The 17,288-nt window shown below is 72.0% G+C and carries 16 protein-coding genes and 2 tRNA genes; 17 read left to right on the top strand and 1 reads right to left on the bottom strand.

What is annotated here, in order from left to right; all coding sequences use genetic code 11:
- Positions 1-67 precede the first annotated feature (67 nt).
- A complete protein-coding gene (locus D1350_RS07785; protein ID WP_125775438.1) occupies positions 68-1,762 on the bottom strand; it encodes a GMC oxidoreductase in 1,695 nt (564 codons plus the stop codon).
- Positions 1,763-1,879: 117 nt separating this feature from the next.
- Here D1350_RS07785 and D1350_RS07780 point away from each other — a divergent pair.
- The 17 genes from D1350_RS07780 to pcaDC all read left to right on the top strand — a co-directional run bounded on the left by D1350_RS07780 (position 1,880) and on the right by pcaDC (position 16,968).
- Positions 1,880-1,971 (top strand) — tRNA-Ser (locus tag D1350_RS07780).
- 159 nt (positions 1,972-2,130) lie between these two features.
- Positions 2,131-2,203: transfer RNA gene (locus tag D1350_RS07775), tRNA-Arg, on the top strand.
- A 222-nt stretch (positions 2,204-2,425) separates the two neighbouring features.
- A complete protein-coding gene (locus D1350_RS07770; RefSeq protein WP_125775437.1) occupies positions 2,426-3,448 on the top strand; it encodes an ABC transporter substrate-binding protein in 1,023 nt (340 codons plus the stop codon).
- Positions 3,449-3,817: 369 nt separating this feature from the next.
- The gene (locus tag D1350_RS07765; protein WP_164545074.1) at positions 3,818-4,816 is read left to right on the top strand and encodes an ABC transporter substrate-binding protein; all 999 of its coding nucleotides are present in this window, start codon (positions 3,818-3,820) and stop codon (positions 4,814-4,816) included.
- Positions 4,813-5,604: an ABC transporter permease gene (locus D1350_RS07760; RefSeq protein WP_125775435.1), complete on the top strand. Its 792-nt coding sequence runs from the start codon at positions 4,813-4,815 to the stop codon at positions 5,602-5,604. The genes D1350_RS07765 and D1350_RS07760 overlap by 4 nt, the downstream gene beginning before the upstream one ends.
- Positions 5,601-6,443, top strand: coding sequence for an ABC transporter permease (locus D1350_RS07755; RefSeq protein ID WP_125775434.1), 843 nt, complete (start codon positions 5,601-5,603; stop codon positions 6,441-6,443). The genes D1350_RS07760 and D1350_RS07755 overlap by 4 nt, the downstream gene beginning before the upstream one ends.
- Positions 6,443-7,267: an ABC transporter ATP-binding protein gene (locus tag D1350_RS07750; protein WP_125775433.1), complete on the top strand. Its 825-nt coding sequence runs from the start codon at positions 6,443-6,445 to the stop codon at positions 7,265-7,267. Before D1350_RS07755 ends, D1350_RS07750 begins: the two co-directional genes overlap by 1 nt.
- A 23-nt stretch (positions 7,268-7,290) precedes the next feature.
- Complete coding sequence (locus D1350_RS07745; RefSeq protein WP_125775432.1) at positions 7,291-8,124, top strand: phosphoribosylaminoimidazolesuccinocarboxamide synthase; 834 nt, start codon at positions 7,291-7,293, stop codon at positions 8,122-8,124.
- 193 nt (positions 8,125-8,317) lie between these two features.
- A complete protein-coding gene (locus tag D1350_RS07740) occupies positions 8,318-9,127 on the top strand; it encodes an IclR family transcriptional regulator (RefSeq protein WP_125775431.1) in 810 nt (269 codons plus the stop codon).
- Between the two features lie 154 nt (positions 9,128-9,281).
- Positions 9,282-10,487: a thiolase family protein gene (locus D1350_RS07735; RefSeq protein WP_125775430.1), complete on the top strand. Its 1,206-nt coding sequence runs from the start codon at positions 9,282-9,284 to the stop codon at positions 10,485-10,487.
- A complete protein-coding gene (locus D1350_RS07730) occupies positions 10,484-11,197 on the top strand; it encodes a 3-oxoacid CoA-transferase subunit A (protein ID WP_125775429.1) in 714 nt (237 codons plus the stop codon). The genes D1350_RS07735 and D1350_RS07730 overlap by 4 nt, the downstream gene beginning before the upstream one ends.
- A complete protein-coding gene (locus tag D1350_RS07725) occupies positions 11,194-11,862 on the top strand; it encodes a 3-oxoacid CoA-transferase subunit B (RefSeq protein ID WP_125775428.1) in 669 nt (222 codons plus the stop codon). Before D1350_RS07730 ends, D1350_RS07725 begins: the two co-directional genes overlap by 4 nt.
- Positions 11,862-13,070 (top strand): 4-hydroxybenzoate 3-monooxygenase, encoded by a 1,209-nt coding sequence (locus D1350_RS07720; protein ID WP_125775427.1) that lies wholly within the window; start codon positions 11,862-11,864, stop codon positions 13,068-13,070. The genes D1350_RS07725 and D1350_RS07720 overlap by 1 nt, the downstream gene beginning before the upstream one ends.
- The gene (gene pcaH / locus D1350_RS07715) at positions 13,067-13,921 is read left to right on the top strand and encodes a protocatechuate 3,4-dioxygenase subunit beta (RefSeq protein ID WP_206074463.1); all 855 of its coding nucleotides are present in this window, start codon (positions 13,067-13,069) and stop codon (positions 13,919-13,921) included. Before D1350_RS07720 ends, pcaH begins: the two co-directional genes overlap by 4 nt.
- Complete coding sequence (gene pcaG / locus D1350_RS07710) at positions 13,914-14,471, top strand: protocatechuate 3,4-dioxygenase subunit alpha (RefSeq protein WP_125775426.1); 558 nt, start codon at positions 13,914-13,916, stop codon at positions 14,469-14,471. Before pcaH ends, pcaG begins: the two co-directional genes overlap by 8 nt.
- Positions 14,464-15,783, top strand: a complete 1,320-nt coding sequence (locus tag D1350_RS07705; protein ID WP_125775425.1) for a lyase family protein — start codon at positions 14,464-14,466, stop codon at positions 15,781-15,783. Before pcaG ends, D1350_RS07705 begins: the two co-directional genes overlap by 8 nt.
- A 3-nt stretch (positions 15,784-15,786) precedes the next feature.
- Positions 15,787-16,968: a bifunctional 3-oxoadipate enol-lactonase/4-carboxymuconolactone decarboxylase PcaDC gene (pcaDC, locus tag D1350_RS24965; protein ID WP_125775424.1), complete on the top strand. Its 1,182-nt coding sequence runs from the start codon at positions 15,787-15,789 to the stop codon at positions 16,966-16,968.
- Positions 16,969-17,288 lie beyond the last annotated feature (320 nt).

The following is a 17,288-nucleotide window of genomic DNA, read 5'->3' as shown; positions in this document are numbered from 1 at the left end:
ATCGGTGCCCGACGCCGGTGGCGCGCCTTCTCGCGAAGGCGCGCCACCGGCGTCGGGCAGCTGTGCCTTACGTGATGCCGACGATCCGGAGCCGCAGCGCGCCGGGCGCCGAGGCCGGGACCACCGGTGAGACGGGCGTGACGGGAGCCAGGGGCTCGTAGGGCGCCCCGAGGGCGGGCCGGGGGTCCTGCCGTCCTGCGTTGGGCCACAGGGCGCAGGCGCGCTCTGCCTGGGCCGTGATCGTGAGCGAGGGGTTGACGCCGAGGTTGGCGCTGACGGCCGACCCGTCCATCACGTGCAGCCCCGGGTGCCCGAACACCCGCAGGTACGGGTCGACGACGCCCGACTCCGGCGAGCTGCCGATGGCGCAGCCGCCGAGGATGTGGGCCGTCATCGGGATGTTGAACGGGTCGCCGATCGACCCGCCCGCGATGCCGTTCATCTTGGTGGCCATGCGGCGCACCGCCTCGTGCGCGACGGGGATCCAGGTCGGGTTCGGCTCGCCCGTGCCCTGGCGCGACGTGAGCCGGCGACCGGCGACGCCCCGGCGGGTAAAGGTCGTGAGCGAGTTGTCCCGGCTCTGCATGACGAGCGCGATGATCGTGCGCTCCGACCAGCCCCTCCAGCTGACGAGGCGCCCCCACCACCGGGGGTGCCGCGCGAGCTCACCGAGCCACCGCCAGAACCGCGCCGGTCCGCCGTCCACCAGCACCGTCTGGAGCGCCGCCATGGCGTTGGACCCCCGGCCGTAGCGGACGGGCTCCACGTGCGTGTCCTCGTCGGGGTGGAACGACGACGTGATGGCGACGCCACGGGTGTAGTCGGCGTCGCGGGTCCGCGCCATCGCTCCGAGCAGCGCCTCGGAGTTGGTCCTCGTGAGGTGGCCGAGGCGGTCAGAGAGCCGGGGGAGCCGGCCCGAGTCCTTCATGCCGTGCAGGAGGCGCTGGGTGCCCAGCGTGCCCGCGGCGAAGACCACCTGGCCGGCCGTCCAGCGGCGGCGCCCGGTCCAGGGCCGCCCGGTGCGGTGGGTGCGCACCTCGTAGCCGCCGTCGGGCAGCGGGGAGACGACGTCGGCGGTGGTGAGCGGGTGCACCACGGCGCCCGCCCGCTCGGCGAGGTGGAGGTAGTTCTTGACCAGGGTGTTCTTGGCGCCGTGGCGGCAGCCGGTCATGCACTCGCCGCACTCGGTGCAGCCCGCGCGTTCGGGGCCCAGGCCGCCGAAGTACGGGTCGGGGACCGCCTCGCCGGGCGTGCGGGCGCCGTCGGCCCCGAAGAGGATGCCCACCCGCGTGTGGCGGAACGTGTGGCCAACGCCCATCTCCTCGGCGACCTCGCGCATCACCGCGTCGGCGGGCGAGCCGCCGTGGTACTCGACGACCCCGAGCATGCGCTCGGCCTGGTCGTAGTAGGGAGCGAGCTCGGCCCGCCAGTCGGTGACGCGGGACCAGGAGGGGTCGGCGTAGAACGGGTCGAGCGGCCGGTAGAGGGTGTTGGCGTAGACGAGCGACCCGCCGCCCACGCCGGCGCCTGCGAGGCAGATGACGTTGCGCAGGAGGTGGACGCGCTGGATGCCGAAGCAGCCCAGGGCGGGCGCCCAGAGAAACTCCCGCAGGTGCCAGGAGGAGCGCGCGAACTCGTGGTCGGAGAACCGGCGGCCGGCCTCGAGGACGCCGACGCGGTAGCCCTTCTCCGTCAGGCGGAGGGCGGCGACGCTGCCACCGAAGCCCGATCCGATCACCAGGACGTCGTAGTCGTGGACCATGCGGCGACGGTACCCCGTATTGAGATCGGCTCCAATAGGGGGCGCGGGGGCCGCTTTGCTCGCGACGGCATGGTCCGGGTACCCTGGGCCGCGCGGCACCCGTGTAGGGTGCCGCATGGAGACGTCGCATAGTCCGGTCTAGTGCGCCACCCTGCTAAGGTGGTAACGGAGCAATCCGTTCGAGGGTTCAAATCCCTCCGTCTCCGCCAGGAAGGCTCCGGCTGCGCGCGACGCCCGGAGTCTTTTCTGTGGCCGCCGCATGACGGGCGGCGTGCTCTGCGTCACGAACCGAGATTCCAGTTTGGGAACCCGGCCGGTACGCGGTAGTGTTTCCGTCGGCCGGTCACGCAGACCGGTAAGCAGCACCTGCGCCCGTAGCTCAACGGATAGAGCATCTGACTACGGATCAGAAGGTTGGGGGTTCGAATCCCTTCGGGCGCACATTCACTGTCAAGAGCCCTGACCGGCGGCAATGCCGGTCAGGGCTCTTTGCTGTACCTGCCGCGTTGACCCGGGTAGCCACTTCTCGCTACCTTCTCCCGGGCGCATCCGTCCACCAGACCGTTGCCCGCCGGGGCAAGCGGGGCGACAGGATCGCGCTCTGACGCCGAACGGTCGCACGCTGCGCCGACCGGCACACCACTGCCTGAAGGAGCCCCTCTCGTGCGTCGCCGAATGTCCCTGTCCGTGGCCGCCATGACGGCAGCGATGACGTTCCTCCTGGCGGGCTGCGCCAGCACCTACGCCCCGCCCGTGGCGCCGTCGGTGGGCGCGGCCGGCGAGGGTGCGGGGGACCACCTCTCTCCGGTCACCGTGGGCATCCTCCCCATCGTGGACGTCGCTCCGATCTACCTCGGGCTCGACAAGGGCGTCTTCGAGAAGCACGGGATCGCCCTGACGATCGACAAGGCGGCCAACGGCCGCGACATCATCAACAACGTCCTGTCGCGCCGCTGGCAGTTCGGGTTCTCGAACGTCACCTCGGTGGTCGAGGAGGGGACCAAGACGAGCAACGTCAAGATCGTCGCGGCCGGGAACTTCTCGAGCGGCGACCCCGCGCGGGACTTCGGCGCGATGGTCGCCATGCCCGGCTCGCAGATCGGGTCGATCGAGGACCTCGAGGGCAAGACCGTCGCGGTGAACGCTCCCAAGGGCATCAACCAGTCCATGGTGATGGAGTTCATGGAGCGCGCAGGCGGTGACCCGGCGTCGATCGGCTTCACGGCGATCGGCTTCGGCGCGATGCCGGCGGCGATCTTTGCGGGTCAGACGGAGGGCGAGGCTCCCGTCCCGATCCAGGCTGCCTTCCTCGTGGAGCCTCACCTGTCCAAGGCGAAGGCGCTCGGCGCGGTGGAGATCCCGGGCACCTCGTACGGTGCTCTCGACCCGGGCCTCATGGTCGCCTGCTACTTCGCGTCGAACGACCTGCTGGTCACCGACCCCGAGCTGGTCGCGAACTTCCGCGCCGCGATGACCGAGTCTCTCGAGATCGCGCAGGCCGACCCGGAGGCTGCCCGGGCGATCCTCGACGAGTACACGACGATCCCGCCGGAGGTCGACAAGAGCACCATGGTGCTGCCGCAGTGGAAGCCCGGTATCCACAAGGAGTCCGCGATCCTGCTCGGCGGGCTCGCGACCAAGTTCTACGGGTCGCAGGCCAACCCGGACTCCGTCCTCACGGACTGACGCCCTTCTGCGGTAGCCACCGGCGCCGTGCTCACCGTTCTCCGATCAGAGGCGGCGGGCGCGGCGCTGTTGTCTTGCGGTTGTCGCTTGGTGAGGGTGAAAAACCCGGGACGGTCCGGTTCGGCGGCCCGGCCTACGGCGAAAAGTGTCCAGAAATGAGACGCAAGGTCGCGAAACTGTCACGTTCTGTGGGGGCGCTCACAGCGACGTTGACCCCGAGGTCTCCTTGTCGCTACGTTCTCCCTCGGCACATCCGTTCGCAGAGCGAATGGGCCTTCGGTGGCATATCCGGATACAATTCGCGCTCGACTTCGCCAGGCGCTGCGGAACCGCCGAATCCGGCTGATCACCTCCAGAAGGAGTCTTTTCGTGCGACACGCCAAGTCGATCGCGGTGGCTGCGGCCGCTGCGGCCCTGACGTTCACCCTCACTGCTTGCGGCAGCGAGGCCCCCGTCCTGGAGCCCTCCGCTTCACCTTCCCCCGAGGCCGCCGGTGCCGAGGGCGAGCTCACCCCGATCACGGTCGGCGTCCTGCCGATCATCGACGTCGCCCCCCTGTACCTGGGTGTCGAGGAGGGCGTCTTCGAGGCGCACGGCCTCGAGGTCGAGATCGTCAAGGCCGAGTCCGGCCCCGCGATCGTCCCCGCCGTCGCCTCGGGCGAGTACGAGTTCGGCTTCTCCAACGTCACGTCGCTCCTGCTCGCGCAGGCCGGCGGCGAAGAGCTGCAGATCGTGGCTCCGGGTAACTACACGACCGAGGACCCGGCTGCCGACTTCGGCAACACGGTGGTCCCGGCCGGCTCGGCCATTGCCGGTGCCGCGGACCTGGCGGGCAAGAAGGTCGCCGTCAACGCACCGAAGAGCCTGCTCCAGGCCACGATCATGAGCGAGGTCGAGAAGGCGGGCGGCGACCCGGAGTCGGTCACGTTCGTCCCGATGCCCTTCGGCGACATGCCGGCCGCCCTTGCCGGTGGCGACGTCGACGCCGCGATGGTCATGGAGCCGTTCCTGACGCTCTCGAAGGAGCAGGGCGCCACGCCGCTCGACATCTCGTTCGCCTCGAACCAGGCCGAGCTCCTGGTGGCCGGCTACTTCGCGACGGACGAGTACGCCGCGGAGAACCCCGAGGTCGTCGAGGCGTTCATCGCAGCCCTGACCGAGTCCTTCGAGCTCGCCTCTGACGAGGCCACCGCTCGCGAGGCCCTCGGCCTCTACACCACGCTCGAGCCCGCCGTCCGGGACGCCATCACGTTGCCCGTGTGGAAGGCCGAGCTGGACGACACCTCGGTCGAGCTCCAGGCGGAGCTCGCCCAGAAGTTCAACTTCTCCGAGGGCGCTGAGCTCGACGCCGCCGGTCTGCTCCCGTGACCTCTCGCTCCACCACTCGCGTCCCCGGCTGGGCCCTTGGCCTGGCCGGGGTCGCGGTGTTCCTCCTTCTGCTGCAGATCCTGCCGACGGCAGGGGTCATCGACCGGCGGTTCTTCCCGCCCGCGTCGGAGATGTTCGGGGCCCTGAGCTCGTGGCTCGTGGCGCCCCAGTTCTGGACGGCCCTCGGCCAGACCCTCACCACCTGGATCACAGGCCTGGCCATCGCGTTCGTCGCGGGCTCGGTCCTGGGCATCCTGATCGGTGAGATCCCCGGTATGCGGGCGCTGACGGCATCCACCATCGAGTTCCTGCGCCCGGTGCCCTCGGTGGCCCTCGTGCCCCTCGTCGTGATGCTGTACGGCCCCACCATGCAGTCGACCCTGATCCTCGTGGTGTACGCGAGCATCTGGCAGGTCCTGCTCCAGGTGCTGGCCGGCGTCGGCAGCGTCGACCCCGTCGCGGACGACACCGCGCGGTCGTACCGCTTCAGCCTCTGGACCCGGGTCCGCACGGTCACCCTGCCTTCCGCTCTGCCCTACGTCATGACGGGCCTGCGCCTCGCGGCGTCGGTCGCGCTCATCCTCACGCTCACGGGTGAGCTGCTCATCGGTACGCCCGGCCTGGGCAGCCTGCTGATCGATGCCCGCGCCTCCGGGCAGTACCCGCTGATCTACGCGCTGGTCCTCGTGGCCGGTGCCCTGGGTCTCGCCGTGAACCTGATCTTCCGCCAGATCGAGCGACGCACGATGTTCTGGCACCCGTCGATCCGAGGGGAGGTCGCAGCATGAGCGCCCCCAGCACCCCCGCGCCGGCTCGCGTCCTCGCGGCCACCGGCGGCGGCCTGTGGCGCATCGTCCTGGCCCTCCTGCTGCCCGCCGTCCTCGTCACCGTCTGGTGGTTCGCCAGCGCGGACAGCACCGACCCGCAGGTGCCGCCCCTCGCGACGGTCCTGGACAAGTTCCCCACCGTGTGGTTCGCCGGGGACGACCTCGGCAGCAGCCTGTTCGTCGAGACCGTCGGCCAGAGCGTGAGCCGTGTGCTCATCGGGTACGCGATCGCCATGGTCATCGGCATCGTGCTCGGGGTCCTCATCGGGACCTTCCGCCCGCTGCGCGACTTCTGCGAGCCGGTGCTGGAGTTCTTCCGCGCGATCCCGCCGCCCATCCTGACGCCGATCCTCATGCTCTTCATGGGGATCGACCACGCGCTGAAGATCTCGCTGATCGTGGTGGGCGCGCTGTGGCCCATCCTGCTCAACACGATCGAGGGTGTGCGCGGCATCGACCCGGTGCTCAAGGACACGGCCCGGGCCTACGGCCTCGGCCCGGTGCGCCGGCTGTTCTCGCTGACGCTCCCCGGCGCCTCGCCCCAGATCTACACCGGCGGCCGCCAGGCCCTGTCGATCGCCCTGATCATGATGGTCATCGGTGAGATGTTCGCGGCGTTCGACGGGATCGGCAGCGCGATCGCCCAGTTCCAGGCGACTTTCTCCACCGCCTCGATGTGGAGCGCCGTCCTCATCCTGGGCTGCATCGGTTCGGTGCTGGCCCTCATCTTCGGCGCGGTCGAACGCGTCGGTCTCACGTGGTACCGCGGGTACCTGCGATCTCAGCGTGGAGGTGCCTGATGGTTCAGAAGTCGCACGGGGCGGACCTGTCGGTCCGCAGTGTCCGCAAGGTCTACACAGGTCGCGGTCAGGCGGTCGAGGCGATCCAGGACCTCAGCTTCGACGTCAACGCGGGCGAGCTGGTCTGCGTCGTCGGCCCCTCGGGCGCCGGCAAGACGACGCTGCTGCGCATCCTGGCAGGCCTGCTGCCGGCCACCAGCGGCGAGGTGACCCTCGGCGGCACCGTCGTCAAGGGCCCGCCGCCCGGCATGGCCGTGGTGCTCCAGGAGTACGGCCGGTCGCTCTTCCCCTGGATGACGGTGGAGAAGAACGTCGAGCTGCCGCTCAAGGAGAAGGGCGTCGCCAAGGCGGAGCGCAAGCGCCTGGTCCAGGAGGCGCTGGAGGCGGTCAGCCTGGCCGACGCCGGCAAGTCCTACCCCTGGCAGCTGTCCGGCGGTATGCAGCAGCGCGTGGCGATCGCCCGTGCTGTCGCGTACGAGCCGCAGGTGCTCCTCATGGACGAGCCGTTCGCCGCGGTGGACGCCCAGACACGCCTCGAGCTCGAGGACCTGGTGCGTGCGCTCTGGCGCCGGCTCGGGGTCACGGTCATCTTCGTGACCCACGACATCGACGAGGCGGTCTACCTCGGCGAGCGGGTCTTCGTGCTGTCGAACCGGCCGACGATCCTGCTCGAGGAGGTCAAGATCGACCTGGGGGCCGAGCGCGACCAGATCGAGACCCGGACCCACCCGGCGTTCGGGCGCCTGCGCAACCACGTGTACGAGCTCGTGCAGCAGGCCAAGAAAGGCTTGCGCTCGATCGAGGACGCGCGGCTCACGCACTGAGCCCGACGGTTAGCCTTGCTCCCGTGGAGCTGATCAAGAAGGGCAAGGTCCGCGACGTCTACGCGGACGGCGACGACGTCATCCTGGTGGCGTCCGACAGGGTGTCGGTCTACGACGTGGTGCTGCCCACGCCGGTGCCCGACAAGGGGGCGATCCTCACCCAGCTGTCGCTGTGGTGGTTCCGCCAGTTCGCCGACCTGGTCCCGAACCATGTCATCAGCGAGGACGTGCCCGAGGAGTGGGCCGGCCGGGCGATCCGCTGCCGCCGCCTCGACATCGTGCCGGTCGAGTGCATCGCGCGCGGGTACCTGGCGGGCCTGGGCCTGGAGAGCTACCGGGAGACCGGGACCATCTCCGGGGTGGTGCTGCCGCCCGGCCTCGTCGAGGCCGACCGGCTGCCGGAGCCGGTCTTCACGCCCACCACCAAGGCGGACGAGGGCCACGACGAGTTCATGACGGTGGACGAGGTGCGGGCGCTCGTCGGTGACGAGACCGCGGGGCGGCTCGCGGACCTCACGCTGAAGATCTACGGTCGTGGGGCCGAGATCGCGCGTGAGCGCGGCGTCATCATCGCGGACACCAAGATCGAGCTGGGGTTCGACGCCGACGGCGTGCTGACTCTCGGTGACGAGGTCCTCACGCCCGACTCGTCGCGGTTCTGGAAGGTCTCGGAGTACGAGCCGGGCCGCGGCCAGTGGTCGTACGACAAGCAGTTCGTCCGTGACTGGTCCTCGTCGCTCACGACGTGGGACCGCACGTACCCGGGCCCCGAGGTGCCCGCGGACGTGGTCACGGAGACCCGTGCGCGGTACGTGGAGATCTACGAACAGCTCACGGGCGAGAAGTGGGTCTCCTGACGGCTCCCGCCTGCCGGTGACCCTGGCGCCACCGGCCCTTCGTTGACCGGGCCAGCCGCGCCTCGCTATGTTCTCAGAAAGCACAAGCGTTCGGTAGGCGACCAGTCGCCTCTCCCGACGACGGTGTGCCCGCGCGGCACACCGCCGTCGGGTGACGCGCGTGCTCAGGCTGCTCGACGACGAGAGGAATCGCGTGAGCGACGACGTGGTGGACGGGTCCGGACCGGGTGCGCACTCGGGTGAGTTCGTGCAGTCCCTGGAGCGCGGCCTGGCAGTGATCCGCGCCTTCGGTGCGGAACGGCCGTCCCTCACGCTCAGCGAGGTGGCTCGCGAGACCGGGCTCAGCCGGGCGTCAGCCCGCCGGTTCCTGCACACGCTGGTGGACCTGGGCTACGTGTCGAGCGACGGACGGGCGTTCGCGCTGCGGCCGCGTGTCCTCGACCTCGGGTACGCCTACCTCTCGAGCCTCACGCTGCCGGAGGTGGCCCAGCCGCACCTGGAGCGCCTCGCCGAGGTGGTGACCGAGTCGTCCTCCGTCGCGGTGCTCGACGGCACCGAGATCGTCTACGTGGCCAGGGTCGCGACCCACCGGATCATGTCGGCGTCGATCCGGGTGGGGACCAGGTTCCCCGCGTCGGCGACCTCGATGGGCCGCGTCCTGCTGGCCAGCCTGCCGGCAGAGCGCCTGGACGCGTTCCTCTCCGAGGCCCCCCTCGCGCCGCTGACGTCGCGGACCATCACCGACCCGGCCGTGCTGCGGGCGGAGCTCGGCCGGGTGCGCGAGCAGGGCTGGGCGCTCGTGGACCAGGAGCTCGAGGAGGGCCTGCGGTCCGTCGCGGCGCCCCTGCGCGACACCTCGGGCCGGGTCGTCGCCGCGGTGAACGTGTCGGCACCCGTGCGGCGTGGCGGCGTGGACGACATCGTCGCGGACATCCTCCCGGCTCTGCTCCAGGCCGCGAAGGACATCGAGGAGGACCTGGTCCTGACCGGGTCCCGCGTCTGACGCCCCAGCGTCCCCAGCACCCCCAGCGCCCCGCAGGGCCTGCGCCCGCTTACACAGGCCGGGCCCCGAGTGCTAGCGTTGCCGTGCGCACAATGAACGTGCGTTCGGTAAGCGAACACTCTCCTCACGAGGGAGCGGACGGGGTGAAGGACACATGAGGCACGCATACGTCTACGACGCGGTCCGGACGCCGTTCGGCCGGTACGGCGGGGCGCTGTCCGGCGCCCGGCCCGACGACCTGGCGGCCTTCGTGGTGGGCGAGCAGGTGCGCCGCGCCCCCTCGCTCGACCCGGCGCTGATCGACGACGTGATCCTCGGCAACGCCAACGGCGCCGGTGAGGAGAACCGCGACGTGGCACGGATGGCTGTGCTGCTCGCGGGCCTCCCGCTCAGCGTGCCGGGGGCCACCGTGAACCGGCTGTGCGGCTCCTCCCTCGAGGCGGCGGTGCAGGCGGCGCGTGCCGTGGAGTCGGGCGACGCCGACGTGCTGATCGCCGGCGGCGTCGAGTCCATGAGCCGGGCACCCTGGGTCATGCTCAAGCCGGAGCGCGCCTTCCCCGCGGTCAACGCGGAGCTGGCCTCCACCACCCTGGGCTGGCGCCTGGTCAACCCGAGCATGGAGCCCGAGTGGACGGTGTCCCTCGGGGAGGCGACCGAGCGCCTGCGCGAGAAGCACGGCATCACCCGCGAGCGGCAGGACGACTTCGCCGTCCGCAGCCACCTCCTCGCCCACGAGGCGTGGGAAGCGGGGCACTACGCCAACCTCGTCTCCCCCTACGAGGGACCCGGGGCCGGCCGTGAGCCGCTCGCGCGGGACGAGCCGGTGCGCCCGGGCACCAGCGTGGAGCTCCTCGCCGAGCTGCGCCCCTCCTTCCGTCCGGACGGCACCATCACGGCGGGCAACGCCTCGCCCCTGACCGACGGCGCGAGCGCCGCCCTGATCGGTTCCGAGGCCGCTGCCGACCTCACCGGCCTGGCACCCCTGGCACGCATCGCCGGGCGTGCCACCGTCGCAGGCGAGCCGCAGTACTTCGGCTTCGCACCGGTCGCCGCGGCCGAGCGCGCCCTCGAGCGCAGCGGCATCACGTGGGCCGACGTCGCCGCGGTCGAGCTCAACGAGGCCTTCGCCGCGCAGTCGCTCGCGTGCGTCGACGCGTGGGGGATCGACCTCTGCATCGTCAACGCCTGGGGCGGGGCCACCGCGCTGGGCCACCCGCTCGGGGCATCCGGCACCCGCATCCTCGGCACGCTCGCGCGCCGCCTCCGGTCGACCGGCGAGCGCTGGGGCGTGGCCGCGATCTGCATCGGCGTGGGCCAGGGTATGGCGGTCGTCCTCGAGAACGTCGAGGCGCAGGCGTGACCGCCCAGGTCTACGGGACGGCCCGGGAGGCGCTGGGCGACATCGCCGACGGCGCCATCGTGATGATCGGCGGGTTCGGTCCCGCGGGGCAGCCGGTCGAGCTCGTCGAGGCCCTGCTGGAGCAGGGCGCCGCCGACCTCGTGGTGGTCAGCAACAACGCCGGCAACGGCGAGGACGCCCTGGCTCGGCTGATCCAGCTCGGCCGCGTGCGCAAGATCGTCTGCTCGTTCCCGCGCCAGGTGGACTCCTGGCACTTCGACGCCGCGTACCGGGCGGGGTCGATCGAGCTCGAGCTGGTGCCCCAGGGAAACCTGGCCGAGCGGATCCGCGCGGGCGGCGCGGGCATCGGCGCCTTCTTCACCCCGACGGGCTACGGGACGCCTCTTGCCGAGGGCAAGGAGACGCGCGTCCTCGACGGCGTCCCCATGGTCCTCGAGACGGCGATCCGTGCGGACGTCGCCCTGGTCAAGGCGTACCGGGCCGACGGCGCGGGCAACCTCGTCTACCGCAGGACCGCCCGGAACTTCGGGCCGGTGATGGCCACCGCCGCGACCCGCACCGTGGTCCAGGTCAGCGAGGTGCTGCCGGTCGGGGCGATCGACCCGGAGACCGTCGTGACCCCGGGGATCTACGTGGACTCCGTGGTGCGGCTCGACAGTACGACCACGCTCGCGGGCGCCAGGCCCGCAGCCGGGAGGGCGACATCATGACGACGACGTCGGCGGCGCAGCGCCTCGACAAGGCGGCGATGGCGGCCCGGGTGGCCGCGGACATCGCGCCCGGCTCCTACGTGAACCTCGGCATCGGCCTGCCCACGCTCGTGGCGGACCACCTGCCCGTCGGCTCGGGCATCACGCTGCACACCGAGAACGGCCTGCTCGGCATGGGTCCGTCCCCGGCCCCCGGGCGGGAGGACCCCGAGCTCATCAACGCGGGCAAGATCCCGGTCACGGAGCTCCCGGGCGCCTCGTACTTCCACCAGGCGGACTCCTTCGCGATGATGCGGGGCGGCCACATCGACGTCTGCGTCCTGGGTGCGTTCCAGGTGTCCGCCCGCGGCGACCTCGCGAACTGGTCCACCGGCTCGCCCGACGCCGTGCCCGCCGTGGGCGGGGCGATGGACCTCGCGGTGGGCGCTCGCCGCACGGTCGTCATGATGACCCTGCTGGCCAAGGACGGCACTCCCAAGCTCGTGGCAGACTGCACGCTGCCGCTCACCGGCATGGGCTGCGTCTCGCGGGTCTACACCGACCTCGCGGTGATCGACGTCGGTCCGGGGGGCGCGCGCGTCGTGGAGACCTACGGGGTCACGCACGCCGCGCTGGAGGACCTGCTCGGGCTGGAGCTCGGGCTCACGGACACAGGAGAAGACTGATGGACACCGTGCGGGACGCCGAGCGCACGCGGGTGGCGATCGTCGGAGGGGGACCGGCAGGGCTGCTCCTCTCTCTGCTGCTCGCCCGCGACGGCATCGACCACGTCGTGCTGGAGTCCCGGTCGCGCGAGGAGATCGAGAACACGCACCGCGCGGGCATCCTCGAAGCGGGCTCCGTCTCGACGCTCGTCGACGCGGGCCTGGACCGCGTGGTGCGCGAGGGCGACCGGCACGACGGCATCGATCTCCGGTTCGACGGCGAGATGCACCGCATCGACCTCGCGGGGCTGACGGGCTCGGCGGTCTGGCTGTATCCCCAGACCGCCGTCTTCAAGGACCTCGCAGACCGTCGCGCCGCGGACGGCGGCGACGTCCGCTACAGCGCCACGGTCACCGAGGTGCTCGACCTGGACACGGACACCCCGGCCGTCCGGTACGAGCTCGACGGTGTGGTCCGGGAGCTGCGCGCCGACCTCGTCGTCGGCGCGGACGGGTCCCGGTCGGTCTGCCGCCACGTGCTGCCCGAGGCGGTGCGCCGGTCCTACTCCTACGAGTACCCGTACGCCTGGTTCGGCGTCATCGTCGAGGCACCCCGGTCGGCCGAGGAGCTCGTCTACACCGCCTCGGAGCACGGCTTCGCGCTCGTCTCGCAGCGCACGCCCACCCACCAGCGCCTCTACTTCCAGTGCGACCCGGACGAGGACCCGGCCGGCTGGGACGACGAGCGCATCTGGGCCGAGCTGCAGCGCCGCGTCGCGGGCGCCGACGGGTTCACCCTGAAGGAGGGCCACGTCGAGGAGAAGACCGTGCTGCGTTTCCGGTCCTCCGTGGTGGAGCCCGTGCGGCACGGCCGCATGGTGCTCGTCGGCGACGCCGCCCACACCGTCCCGCCGACTGGCGCGAAGGGGCTCAACCTGGCCCTGGCCGACGTCGTGCTCCTGCACGACGTCCTGGGGACCTGGCTCCGCACCCACGACGACGCGACGCTCGACGAGTACGGCCTCCGCGCCGGCCGCCGGGTGTGGCGCGCACAGAACTTCTCGGCGTGGATGAGCCGCATGCTGCACTCGCACCCCGGTGAGTCGGGCTTCGAGGCGCGGCGGCGCGTCGCGGAGCTGAGGACCGTCGTCGAGTCCGAGGCGGGCCGGCGCTTCCTCGCGGAGGGATACACGGGCTGGGGCCCGATCGTTCAGGAAGGAACCATGTGAGCAAGGCAAGCGAGGCGCCCGAGACGCCGTCGGGCACCGCGGAGGTGCCCGACACCCGGCTCGACCGGGCCGCCGAGTCCCAGGAGAAGATCACCGGCGAGATCCGCGCCGTCGAGGACGCGTACCGCGCGGGCCGCGAGGCCGGGGCGCCGGAGGAGACGGGGCCCCGCCTCGACTACCCGCCGTACCGGTCGACGCTGCTGCGGCACCCGACCAAGTCGCTGGTGCACGCCGACCCGGAGACGATCGAGCTGTTCTCGCCGGTCTTCGGCGAGCGGGACGTGCACCCGCTCGAGGCCGACCTGACCATCCAGCACAACGGGGAGCCCATCGGCGAGCGCATCACCGTGCGCGGCCGGGTCGTGGACGGCGACGGCCGTCCGGTGCGCCGCCAGCTCGTGGAGGTCTGGCAGGCCAACGCCGCCGGCCGCTACATGCACAAGCGAGACCAGCACCCCGCCCCGCTCGACCCGAACTTCACGGGCGTGGGACGCATGCTGACCGACGACGACGGCTGGTACGAGTTCCAGAGCGTCAAGCCGGGTCCGTACCCCTGGAAGAACCACTTCAAGGCGTGGCGGCCCGCGCACATCCACTTCTCGCTCTTCGGGCGCGAGTTCACGCAGCGGGTCGTCACCCAGATGTACTTCCCGGGCGACCCGCTGTTCCCGCTGGACCCGATCTTCCAGACGATCCCCGACGCCGCGGCCCGCGAGCGGCTGATCGCCACGTACGACCACGACATCACCACGCACGAGTGGGCCACCGGGTACCGCTGGGACATCGTGCTCACCGGATCGCGCCGGACGGTGTTCGAGCAGGACCGTCCCGAGGAGGGCGACGATGAGTGACCTTCGACCGACCCCAGGCCAGACGGTGGGGCCGTTCTTCGGCTACGCGCTCCCGTTCGAGCGGGGGCCGGAGCTCGTGGAGCCCGGCACGCCGGGTGCCATCCGCCTGCACGGCGTCGTGCGCGACGGCGCGGGGACGCCCATCCCGGACGCCGTCATCGAGATCTGGGGTGCCGCGCCCGACGGCTCGGTGGTGCAGCGCTCCGGCGGCCTCCTCCGGGACGGGACGTTCACCGGCTGGGGCCGGGCCGAGACCGACGCCGAGGGGAACTACTGGTTCCGCACGCTCGAGCCGGGCGCCACAGCGGAGGGCGGTGCGCCCTTCTTCGCGGTGGTCGTCTTCGCCCGCGGCCTGCCGGACCGGCTGTTCACCCGCGCCTACCTCCCCACCCCGGCCCGCGAGACGGACCCCTTCCTGAGCGGGCTGGGCGAACGGCGTCGTACGTTGGAGGTGCAGCGCGAGCCGGACGGCTCGCTGCGCTTCGACATCCGGCTCCAGGGAGAGGACGAGACGGTGTTCCTCGACTTCGTAGAGGCGGCGCGTGCCTGACGTCGGGCTCCTCACCCCGGGCGCGGACCTCGCGCCCGGGTCGGCGGCTGCGATCACCGACGACGTGGCTGTCCTCCGGGCCCTGCTCGTCGCCGAGGTCGCCTGGGTCGAGGCCCAGGCGGCCTGCGGCGTCACGACCGCAGGGGCGGTGGAGGCGGTCCGCGCGGCGGTGGAGGCGCTCCTGCCGGACGCGGTCGGTTCCGCTGGTGCTGGTGCTGGTGCTGGTGCTGGTGCTGGTGCTGGCGACGACCACGACGCGCGGCTCGCGCTCCGCCTCGTCACCGAGATCGCGCGCGAGGCCGCCGCGACGGGCAACCCCGTGATCCCCCTGTTGTCCCGCCTGCGACCCGCCGTCGCGGAGCTGGACCCGTCCGCGACCGTGGCCCTCCACGCGGGCCTCACCAGCCAGGACGTCGTGGACACGGCGCTCGTGCTGGTGCTGCGCGACGCGGCGACGTCGGTCCGCGCGGACCTCGCCCGTACGCGGGCTGCGCTCGCCCGCCTCGCGACCGAGCACCGGGAGACGCCTGTCCTCGCCCGGACTCTGGCCCAGGCCGCCGTGCCCACCACGTTCGGCGCCCGCGCCGCCGGCTGGCTGCAGGCTGTCGCCGAGGCAGACGAGCACCTCGCCGCCACGGCAGCCGTGCTGCCCCTCGCCTACGGGGGAGCGGCAGGCACGCTGGACAAGGTGCCCGCGGAGCCCGACCAGCGGCTCGCGCTCGTCGACGCCTGGGGCGCCGTCCTCGGCCTGCCCGTCACGGCCGGCCCCTGGCACGTCACCCGGTTCCCGGTGGAGCGAGCGGCCGCAGCGTTCGCGGGCGTCTGCTCGGCGCTCGGCACGGTGGCCGCCGACGTGCTGCAGGGCTCGCGCCCCGAGGTGGGCGAGCTACGGGAGCCGACGGCGGCTGGCCGCGGCACCTCCTCGACCATGGCTCACAAGCAGAACCCCGTGCTGTCGGTGCTCCTGCGCCGGTCGGCCCTCGTGACCCCGAACCTGCTCACGCAGGTCGTGACGGCGGCGGGCCTGGCCGTGGACGAGCGGCCCGACGGCGCCTGGCACGCCGAGTGGGCCGCCGTCCGCGACCTCGCCCGGCACGCCGTCGCGTCCGCGCGGACCGCCGCGGAGCTGACCGAGGGCCTGACGCTCGATGCCGCGGCCGCCGCCCGCAACCTGGCGGCGCACCTGGGTGGGACGACCGCCCGGGGCGACGCGCCGGCGTCGGGCACCGATGCGCAGCGGTGGGACACCGGGGCCGCCGCCGTGCTGGTGGACCGCGTCCTGAACCGTTACGCCCCCCGACCGGAGGAATGATCGATGCCCGCAGTCCCCGCTCTCGGCGCCGTGCGCTTCGCGCTGCGTGACGCGTCGCGTCCGCTCCTGGTGGTCGGACCGTCGCTCGGTACGTCCGTGCAGGCGCTGTGGGGCGACGCGATCGAGCTCCTCACGGACGAGCTGGACGTGGTGGGCTGGGACCTGCCGGGGCACGGGTCGTCGCCGACGCTGGACGGGCCGGGCGAGTGCGCCGGACTCACGATCGCCGACCTCGCCGGTGCCGTGCTCGACGTGGCGGAGCAGGCCCAGGCCGACCGCGGTGACCAGGGCGCGACCTTCTGGTACGCCGGGGTGTCGGCGGGCGGGGCGGTGGGGCTCCAGCTCCTGCTGGACGCGCCCGGCCGCGTCCAGGGCGCGGCGCTGCTGTGCACCGGGGCGGAGCTCGGCCCGGCCCAGGGCTGGCACGAGCGTGCCGACCTCGTCGCGGTGGCCGGCACGCCCACACAGGTGACGGGTTCGGCACAGCGGTGGTTCGCCCCCGGCTTCATCGAGCGCAGGCCCGAGGTGGTGACGCGCCTCCTCGCAGCGCTCCAGGTCACCGACCGGTTCGGCTACGCCGCCGTGTGCCGGGCCCTGGCGGCGTTCGACGTGCGTGACCGCCTCGGCGAGATCGCCGCCCCGGTCCTCGCCGTGGCCGGCCGCCACGACGTCCCTACCCCGGTGGCCTCCCTCGAGGCGATCGTCGCCGGGGTGCAGCGGGGAACCCTGACGGTGCTCGACGACGTCGCGCACCTCGCCCCGGCCGAGGCGCCCGCGGCGGTGGCCGAGATCCTGCGCGGCTTCCTCTCGGGCCGGACGCACGACAAGGGCATGGCCGTGCGACGTGCGGTGCTGGGGGACGCCCACGTCGACCGTGCGGTCGAGCGCACCACCGCCTTCACCGCCGACTTCCAGGACCTGATCACCCGGTACGCGTGGGGAGAGATCTGGACGCGTCCCGGCCTGGACCGGCGGATGCGCTCGGCGGTGACCCTGACGGCGCTCGTCGCGGGCCACCACTGGGACGAGCTGGCGATGCATGTCCGCGCGGCGCGGAGGAACGGGCTGTCGGTGGACGAGATCCGCGAGGTCCTGCTGCAGACGGCGGTCTACTGCTCGGTGCCGAGCGCGAACCATGCGTTCGCCGTGGCCAGCGCGGTGCTCTCCGAGGACGGCGAGATCTGAACCAAAAATTACCTTTGGCGGGGGTTCTTTCCGGACCCTTGGCATTTTTCGCCCTGAAGGGGCGGGTTCGGCGCCGTGGTTGAGGTGCCGGGGTGGCTCCGGAGCCGCCCCGTGGGGGCGGCTCTTGGCATTTCGGACACTTTGGGGACGGGTGTGGTGGGCGCCACTGGCCTGCGGCTTTGACCTGCGGCGTCGGCTCGGTTAATGTTCTGGATGTCAGCCCGACAGGCCGACGGACAGCCGAGTGATCGGGTGGCCGCGCCGGGGCTGGATCCCACTCCAGAGTTTCAGAGGGCTTTGTGCGCTCTGTTATGGTGTGG

It is taken from the genome of Antribacter gilvus (assembly GCF_003946865.1).
Taxonomy (GTDB): Bacteria; Actinomycetota; Actinomycetes; order Actinomycetales; family Cellulomonadaceae; genus Antribacter; species Antribacter gilvus.
This window is presented reverse-complemented; position numbering and strand designations above follow the sequence as displayed.